8 protein-coding genes are annotated in these 8,297 nt (G+C 72.2%); 2 read left to right on the top strand and 6 right to left on the bottom strand.

The features are described 5' to 3' along the window. Positions 1-72 precede the first annotated feature (72 nt). Entirely contained in the window at positions 73-2,709 is a 2,637-nt protein-coding gene (locus ACIBH1_RS47860; RefSeq protein ID WP_397320814.1) for a PEP/pyruvate-binding domain-containing protein, read from the top strand. 7 nt (positions 2,710-2,716) lie between these two features. Here ACIBH1_RS47860 and ACIBH1_RS47865 read toward each other — a convergent pair whose 3' ends face one another. The 6 genes from ACIBH1_RS47865 to ACIBH1_RS47890 all read right to left on the bottom strand — a co-directional run bounded on the left by ACIBH1_RS47865 (position 2,717) and on the right by ACIBH1_RS47890 (position 7,937). Further along, positions 2,717-3,547, bottom strand: a complete 831-nt coding sequence (locus ACIBH1_RS47865) for a sugar phosphate isomerase/epimerase family protein (RefSeq protein ID WP_397320815.1) — start codon at positions 3,545-3,547, stop codon at positions 2,717-2,719. Further along, entirely contained in the window at positions 3,544-4,671 is a 1,128-nt protein-coding gene (locus ACIBH1_RS47870) for a dihydrodipicolinate synthase family protein (protein ID WP_397320819.1), read from the bottom strand. Before ACIBH1_RS47870 ends, ACIBH1_RS47865 begins: the two co-directional genes overlap by 4 nt. 2 nt (positions 4,672-4,673) lie before the next feature. Continuing rightward, on the bottom strand, positions 4,674-5,786 hold the full coding sequence (locus ACIBH1_RS47875) for a Gfo/Idh/MocA family protein (protein WP_397320816.1): 1,113 nt from the start codon (positions 5,784-5,786) through the stop codon (positions 4,674-4,676). 90 nt (positions 5,787-5,876) lie between these two features. Further along, positions 5,877-7,088 carry an HRDC domain-containing protein gene (locus ACIBH1_RS47880; RefSeq protein WP_397320817.1) on the bottom strand — a complete coding sequence of 404 codons (1,212 nt, stop codon included), beginning with the start codon at positions 7,086-7,088 and terminating at the stop codon, positions 5,877-5,879. A gap of 12 nt (positions 7,089-7,100) precedes the next feature. Continuing rightward, a complete protein-coding gene (locus ACIBH1_RS47885; RefSeq protein WP_181613262.1) occupies positions 7,101-7,685 on the bottom strand; it encodes a DUF3000 domain-containing protein in 585 nt (194 codons plus the stop codon). Positions 7,686-7,745: 60 nt separating this feature from the next. Next, positions 7,746-7,937 (bottom strand): hypothetical protein, encoded by a 192-nt coding sequence (locus tag ACIBH1_RS47890; protein ID WP_397320818.1) that lies wholly within the window; start codon positions 7,935-7,937, stop codon positions 7,746-7,748. A gap of 193 nt (positions 7,938-8,130) precedes the next feature. Between ACIBH1_RS47890 and ACIBH1_RS47895 the strand changes: the two genes are divergently transcribed. Then, the coding region (locus ACIBH1_RS47895) for a uroporphyrinogen decarboxylase family protein (RefSeq protein WP_397320820.1) at positions 8,131-8,297 on the top strand (167 nt) is incomplete at its 3' end.

Genomic DNA, 8,297 nt, shown 5'->3' on the forward strand with positions numbered 1-8,297 from the left:
CACCTGATGAATTAATCGATCCTTCCGGGTGCACACTGGTGAACAGCAGGCATCCCGGAGGGAAACGGCGCCATGACGCTCGCTTACAGCTTCCACGAGATCGACGCATCGATGCTGGCCGAGGTCGGTGGCAAGGCCGCCAACCTGGGCCTGCTGACCACGGCCGGGCTGCCGGTGCCGCCGGGAGGCTGCCTGTCGACCGAGGCCTACGGTCTGGTGGCCACCGGCCTCGACGAGCTCATCGCGCGGGTGCCCGCCGGCGAGCTGGCCGCCCGCGCCCGCGAGCTGCTGCTGGCCGCGCCGGTGCCCGAGAGCGTGCGCAAGGCCGTCGCGGGGATCTACCCGGGCGGTCCCGTGGCGGTGCGCTCCTCCGCCACCGCCGAGGACCTGCCGCACGCCAGCTTCGCCGGCCAGCAGGACACCTACCTCAACGTCATCGGCGAGGACGCTGTCCTGGAGGCGGTCAGGCACTGCTGGGCCTCGCTCTGGACCGACAGGGCGGTGGCCTACCGCGAGGCCAACGACATCGACCACGGCACGGTCCGGCTGGCCGTGGTCATCCAGCGGATGGTCGACTCGGCCGTCGCGGGCGTGATGTTCACCGCCAACCCGGTCACCGGCCGCCGCCACGAGGCCGTCATCGACGCCAGCCCCGGCCTGGGCGAGGCGGTGGTGTCGGGAGCGGTCAACCCCGACAGGTTCGTCGTCCACGAGGGCGAGATCCTGGAGCGGCACGCAGGCGACAAGCGCCTGGCCATCCGCTCGCTGCCCGGCGGCGGCACCGAGCGCGTGGAGCTCGACCACGGGGAGCTCCACCACGGTGAGCTCCACCACGGTGAGCTCCACCACGGGGAGCTCCACCACGGGGGGTTCTGCCTCACCGACGAGCAGGTCCTGGAGCTGGCCGCGCTGGGCCGTCGCGTCGAGGACCACTACGGCGCCCCGCAGGACACCGAGTGGGCGATCGACGCCGACGGCACGCTCTGGCTCACCCAGGCGCGCCCGATCACCACGCTCTACCCGCTTCCGGCGCACAAGGCCGAGGGGCTGCGCGCCTACTTCTCCTTCAACGTCGCCCAGGGCGTCTTCGGGCCGCTCACCCCGCTGGGACTCTCGGGCCTGAAGGTGATCACCTCGGGCGCCGCCGGCATGTTCGGCTTCCCGGTCGCCGACCGCCACGCGGGCGCCCCGCCCGTCGGCGAGTCCGGCCAGCGGCTGTGGATCGACATCACCCCGGCGCTGCGCAGCCGGGTCGGCCGTGCCGTGCTGCCGCGCATGTTGTCGGTCGGCGAGGCCCGCGCCGGCGTGATCTTCGAGCGGCTCACCGAGAACCCCGCCTTCTCGGTCACCCAGCACTCGCGCAGGCCGTTCCTCCGCCGCGTGGGCGGCTTCGCCCGCCGCATGCGCGTGCCCTCCCGCGTACGGCTCGCGCTCACGCACCCGGCGCGGGCGATCGCCCTGTCGAAGCGGATCGGCACCGAACTCGACGCCAGGCTGCGCATCGCCGGCACCGCGACCCCGCTGGAGCGCCTGGACCACGCCGAGCGGGTCCTGTACGCCATGCCGCCGGTCATCGCCTCGATCATGCCCATGGCCCTGACCGGATACGGGATGCTGGGCCTGGCCTCCAAGCTGTCGGGGATGACGTTGTCGCAGCTGCAGGACGTGCTGCGCAGCGTGCCCAACAACCCCACCACCGAGATGGACCTGGAGTTGTGGCACCTGGCCACCCGGATCGAGCCCTTCCCCGACGTGCCGGTGGCGGAGCTGGTCGCCGCCTACCACGCGGGCACGCTGCCGCAGCGCGAGCAGATCGCCGCCTTCCTCGACGTCTACGGCCATCGCGGGGTCGCCGAGATCGATCTCGGGGTGCCCCGCTGGTCCGACGACCCGACCCACATCATCGGCGTGCTGGCCAACTACCTGCGCATGGACACCACGGGGCCCACTCCCGACGTGCTGTTCGCCCGGGGCGCCGCCGAGGCGCAGGCGCTCGTCGACCGTGCCGCCGCCCGCGCGGGCCGGGTGAAGGGCCGGGTCGTGCGCTTCGCGCTGGGCCGTGCCCGCACGCTCGTCGGGCTGCGCGAGGTGCCCAAGTACTACATCGTCGTCACCCTCACGGTCGTACGGCGCAGCATGGCGGTCGTCGGCGAGCACCTGGCCTCCCTCGGCCTGCTGGACAAGGCCGACGACGTCTACTTCCTCACCCTGCCCGAGATCCGGCGGGCCGTGGAGGGCGTGGAGGGCGTGAACGGCGCGGAGCCGGACCGGTGGCGCTCGCTGGTGGCCGAGCGCCGCGCCGCCTACGCCCAGGAGCGGCGCCGCAGGCACGTGCCCCGCATGCTGCTGTCCGACGGCACCGAGCCGGAGGCCCTGGCCGTGGCCGCGGCCGAGGGCGACCTGGTGGGCACGCCCGCCTCCGCGGGCACCGTCACCGGCCCGGCGAGGGTGGTGCTCGACCCGCTCGGCGCCCACCTCGAACCCGGCGAGATCCTCGTCTGCCCCTCCACCGACCCCGGCTGGACGCCGCTGTTCCTGACCGCGGGCGGGCTCGTCATGGAGATGGGCGGCGCGATGTCGCACGGGGCCGTGGTGGCCAGGGAGTACGGCATCCCGGCGGTGGTGGGCGTGCCCGAGGCCACCCACCGCATCGCCACCGGCGAGGTGATCACGGTGGACGGCGCCACGGGCACCGTCACCCTGCCGTGAGCGGCGGTCAGAAGCCGCACACGCTCGCGTAACGCTCCTTCATGGTGGCGACCACCTCGTCGGGGTCGGCGGCCCACACGTCGGCGTTGAAGATCTCCACCTCGACGTCGCCGGTGTAGCCGGCCGCGAGGACGGCGCGCGTGATCGGCGCGAAGTCGATCACGCCGTCGCCCATCATGCCGCGCCCCAGCAGCACGTCGGCCGGGAGCGGGTGCAGGTAGTCGCAGACCTGGTAGGAGAAGATGCGCTCGCCCGCGCGGGCGATCTGCTCGAACACCTGCGGGTCCCACCAGACGTGGAAGGTGTCGACGACGACGCCCACCTGCTCGGCGGGCAGCCGCTCGGCGATGTCGAGCGCCTGGCCGAGCGTGGAGACGACGGCGCGGTCCGCGCAGTACATGGGGTGCAGCGGCTCGATGGCCAGCTTCACGCCGCGCTCGCCCGCGTAGGGCGCGAGCACGGCGAGGGACTCGGCCACCCGCTCGCGCGCGCCGCCCAGGTCACGGGAGAAGGGCCCGAGCGGCTCGCCGGGCGTCACTCCGGGCAGGCCGCCGACGACCAGCACGAGGCAGGCGGCCTCCAGCTCGGCCGCCTCGTCGATGGCCCGGCGGTTGTCGTCGAGCGACTCGGCCGAGCCGGTGGTCAGGAAGCCGCCGCGGCACAGCGAGGAAACGCGCAGCCCTGCCTCGCGCACGAGCTTGACCGACTCGGCCAGGCCCTGCTCGGCGACGTTCTGGCGCCACAGGCCCACGGCTTGCAGGCCGTGCCGTACGCAGCCGTCGACGGCCTCGGCGACGCTCCACCGCTTGGTGGTCCACTGGTTGAGTGACAGGCTCATCGGCCGTGCACCGCCAGGAAGGAGGTCATGCGGCTGACGGCCAGGTCGGGGTCGGCGAGCAGGCCGGCTTGGTCGGCCAGGCGGAAGACCTCCGACAGGTGGGTCAGGGAGCGGGCCGACTGGGCGCCGTTGACCATGGTGAAGGCGTCCTGGTGGCCGTTGAGCCAGGCCAGGAAGACGATGCCGGTCTTGTAGTTGTACGTCGGCGCCTCGAAGATCTTGCGGGACAGCGCCACGGTGGGCTCGAAGATCTCGTCGTAACGCGCCAGGTCACCGGTGTCGAGAGCGCGCAGCGCCGCCGCGGCGGCCGGGGCGATGGCGTCGAAGATGCCCAGCAGGGCGTGCGAGCCCGACTTGATCAGCGACGGGTAGTTGAAGTCGTCGCCGGTGTAGAGCTTGACGCCCTCGGGCAGCGCGGCGCGCAGCCGTACCTCGTGCTCCTCGTCCAGGAGCGAGACCTTGACGCCGTCGACCATGCCGGCGTGGGCGTGGACGAGCTCCAGGAACGACCGCGTGGCCGCCTCGACGTCTCGCGAGCCCCAGTATCCGGCGAGGTTGGGGTCGAACATCTCGCCCAGCCAGTGCAGGATCACCGGGCGGTCGGCGACGGACAACAGCTTGCCGTACACCGCGTGGTAGTCGGCGGGGCCGGAGGCCAGGCGCGCGAGCTGGCGGGAGGCCATGACGATGACGCCCGCGCCCGCCTCCTGGACGGTCTCGATCTGCTCGGTGTAGGCGGCGACGACCTCGTCGACGGAGGCCGCGTCGGGGCGGTGGTCGGTGCCGGCGCCGAAGGAGACCAGCTCGACGGGGTCGCCGAAGGAGCGGGCCTCGTCGGCGCTGCTCCGGATGAGCTGCTTGCAGGCGGCCCAGTCCAGGCCCATGTTGCGCTGGGCGGTGTCCATGGCGTCGGCGATGCGCAGGCCGTACGACCACAGGTGGCGGCGGAAGCGCAGGGTGGCGTCCCAGTCGACGACGGCGGGGGAGCCGGGGGTGTTGTCGCCGAGCGGGTCGGCCACCACATGGGCGGCGGCGTAGACGATGCGGCTCCGGGCGGGCCCGGCGGGCTTGCCCCAGGAGACGGGTTCGCGCAGGGTGTAGGCGCCGCCGGGCAGGTCGATCATCGTCACAGCGAGGTCACCTCGACCCTGCGGCCCTCGGCGGACGACTGCAGGCCGAGCTGGGCGAGCTGCACGCCGCGCGCGCCCGCGGCGAAGTCGTAGGGGAAGGGCGCGTCCTCCAGCACGTGGCGCAGGAACATCTCCCACTGGATCTTGAAGCCGTTGTCGAACTCACCGTTGTCGGGCACGTACTGCCAGTCGTCGACGAAGCGGTGGGTGACGGGCAGGTCGGGGTTCCAGACCGGCTTGGGCGTGCCCGCGCGCGACTGGAAGCGGCAGTTGCGCAGCCCGGCGACGGCGCTGCCGTGGGTGCCGTCGACCTGGAACTCCACGAGCTCCTCGCGGTTCACGCGCACGGCCCAGGAGGAGTTGATCTGCGCGACGATCCCGCCGGACAGCTCGAAGATGCCGTAGGCGGCGTCGTCGGCGGTGGCCTCGTAGGAGTTGCCCTGCTCGTCGACGCGGGTGGGGATGTGCGTGACGGCCTTGGCGTAGACGGACTCGACGGAGCCGAACAGGTTCTCCAGCACGTAGTGCCAGTGCGGGAACATGTCGAGGATGATGCCGCCGCCGTCCTGGCTGCGGTAGTTCCACGACGGCCGCTGCGCTTCCTGCCAGTCGCCCTCGAAGACCCAGTAGCCGAACTCCCCGCGCACCGACAGGATCCGGCCGAAGAAGCCGCCGTCGATGAGGCGCTTGAGCTTGAGCAGGCCCGGCAGGAACAGCTTGTCCTGCACGACGCCGTTCTTGACGCCCGCGGCGGTGGCGGCGTTGGCCAGGGTGACCGCCTCCTCGACCGTCTCGGCGGTGGGCTTCTCTGCGTAGACGTGCTTGCCCGCCTCGATCGCCTTGAGCACGGCCTTGACGCGGGCCTGGGTGACCTGGGCGTCGAAGTAGACGTCGGCCTCGGCGATGGCGGCGTCCAGGTCGGTGGTGTAGTCGGGAATGTCGTGCTTGGCGGCCAGATCGGCGAGCTTGGCCTCGCTGCGGCCGACCAGGATGGGCCGCAGCTTCACGCGGGAGCCGTCGGCGAGGGTCAGGCCACCCTGCTCGTTGATGGCCAGGACGGACCGGAGCAGGTGTTGCCGGTAGCCCATGCGCCCGGTGACACCGTTCATGGCAATGATCACAACGACTCCTCAGCAAGGGGGTGGGGAAAGCGCTTTCCCAGACGGTACGGCGAGGCGGGCACGGTCGTCAAGACGAGCTCAGCCCTTGGTCTCCAGACGCGTCAGCGCCTTGGCGATCGGATGGGCGGTCAGCTCGACCTGCCATTCGCGCGCGCCCAGCGAGCGCAGGCGCTCGGCCACGGTCAGGTCGTCGATCTCGGTGGGCGGCTGCCAGGTGAGGCGGCGCACGGCGTCGGGCTGCAGGAGGTTCTCGGTCGGCATGCGGTGCTCGTCGGCCAGCGCGGCCACCACGGCACGGGCCGCGGCCAGGCGTTTGGCCGCCACCGGATCGCGGTCGGCCCACCGGTTGGCGGGTGGCGGCCCGTCGCCGGGAGCGCTCGGCACCGGCAGTTCGGAGTCGGGCAGCGCGCGCGCCCGGCCGATGGCCGCCAGCCAGTCGTTGATGTGACGACGGGCCGAGCGGGCCGTGAACGCCGTGATCTCGGTCAGCGCCTTGCGGGTGCGCGGCGCCTCCAGCGCGGCGGCGACGATGGCCCCGTCGGGCAGCACCCGTCCGGGCGCGATGTCGCCGTCTCTGGCGATCTGGTCGCGCATGGTCCACAACTCGCGCACCACCGCCAGCGCCCGCGCGTTGCGCACCTTGTGGATACCGGAGGTGCGCCGCCACGGGTCGTTGCGCGGCTCGGGGGTGGGGGCGTGGAGCACGGAATCGAACTCCTGCATCGCCCAGCCGAGCTTGCCGCTCTGCGAGAGCTCTGCGTGGAGCACGTCGCGCAGCTCCACCAGCACCTCGACGTCGAGCGCGGCGTAGCGCAGCCAGTCTTCGGGCAGCGGCCTGGTGGACCAGTCGGCGGCCGAATGCCCCTTCTCCAGCCGCAGCCCCAGCACGGTCTCGACCATCGTGCCCAGGCCGACCCGCTCGTAGCCGAGCAGGCGCCCGGCCAGCTCGGTGTCGAACATCTGGCGCGGCTTGAACCCCACCTCGGACAGGCACGGAAGATCCTGCGACGCGGCGTGCAGCACCACCTCGGCCGGGCCCACCGCCGCGTCGAGCTCGGACAGGTCGGGGCAGGCGATCGGATCGATCAGGGCGGTGCCCGCGCCGGCCCTGCGCAGCTGCACCAGGTAGGCGCGCCCGCCGTAGCGGTAGCCGGAGGCGCGCTCGGCGTCGACGGCGACCGGCCCGCTGCCGCCCGCGAAGGCCGCGACGACGTCGGCCAGCGCGCGGGCGTCGGCGATCACCGGAGGGATGCCCTCGCGGGGTTCGAGCAGCGGGACGACGTCGTTCATCACTTAATCTTACTAACGACGATCATCCTCGCGTCGACGTGGCAGGGCCGCCACGTCGGGAGGCAACGGGGGAATGCCCGCGGCCAGGCACATCAGGTCGCACCAGGCCGCTACATGAGCGGACATGTCCTCTTCCAGCGGAGACCACGACGCCCGCAGCTCCAGCTCGGTCGTCACCGGATCCTCGGCCTTGTTGCCGAAGCCCTCGGAGACCGCCCTGGTCACCGTGCCGCCCGCCGCGCTGTAGGCGGCCAGCCGGGTGTCGAGCGCCTCGGTCAGCCAGCTCCACGCGACCGGCCCGAGCAGCGGATCGGAGGTGATCTCCGGTTCCATGTCGGCCCGCACGTAGGCCACCAGCCGGAAGGGTCCCTCCCAGCCGCGCTGGCCGTCGGGGTCGAACAGCAGGATCAGCCGTCCCACCGCCAGCTCGTCGTCGTCGCGGTAGACCGAGGCGCCGATGGCGGCCGAGAACGGCGCCAGCCGCTGCGGCGCCGGCAGGTCCTCCAGCTCGATCTCCGGCCTGACCTCCGCCGCCCGCAGGGTCTCGACCGCGCGCGCGAACTCCGGCGGGGCCGGCGGTCGCTCACCGAGGGTCATGGGGGAAGCGTAGGTCGCGGCGGGCCGGAAGGGGACCACGGGGGTAGTCGTCACGTGACGTCAAGCCGCGGTCCGCACGAGCAGGGCGAGCTTGGGCCCGGTGTGCAGCACGGTGGCAGGCAGGCCCAGGAGCACGGCGTGGCCGCAGTCGACGCACGCCCACTCGGGGCACGTGTCCGGCTCGTGTCCGTCGAGGCAGGGCGGCTGCTCGAACAGCCGCTCCACGGCACAGGTGGCACAGAACCTGTTCATCGCTCGCATGGCCTTTCGTCGGGTAGAGCACCGACGTTGGCACGGCTCAACGACAATTCCCCGCATCGTGCTCGGCGTGTCCCGAAAGTGGTCCTGAATCGATGCCGCGCGGCGGGTTTAAGTAGTTTTGGCCAAGAATTGAGGTTGACCGACCGGTGGGGCGACCGCTGACCCCGCGTGGGACCCTTGACGGGTGAGTTCAGCCTTCCTCGCCGCCTGCCGCCGCCAGCCCGTCGACCACACCCCGGTGTGGTTCATGCGCCAGGCGGGCCGTTCGCTGCCTGAGTACCTCAAGGTGCGCGAGGGCGTGCCCATGCTGCAGGCCTGCGCCACACCCGAGCTGGTCGTGGAGATCACGAT

The sequence above is a fragment of the Nonomuraea sp. NPDC050663 genome (assembly GCF_044456985.1).
Lineage (GTDB): Bacteria > Actinomycetota > Actinomycetes > Streptosporangiales > Streptosporangiaceae > Nonomuraea.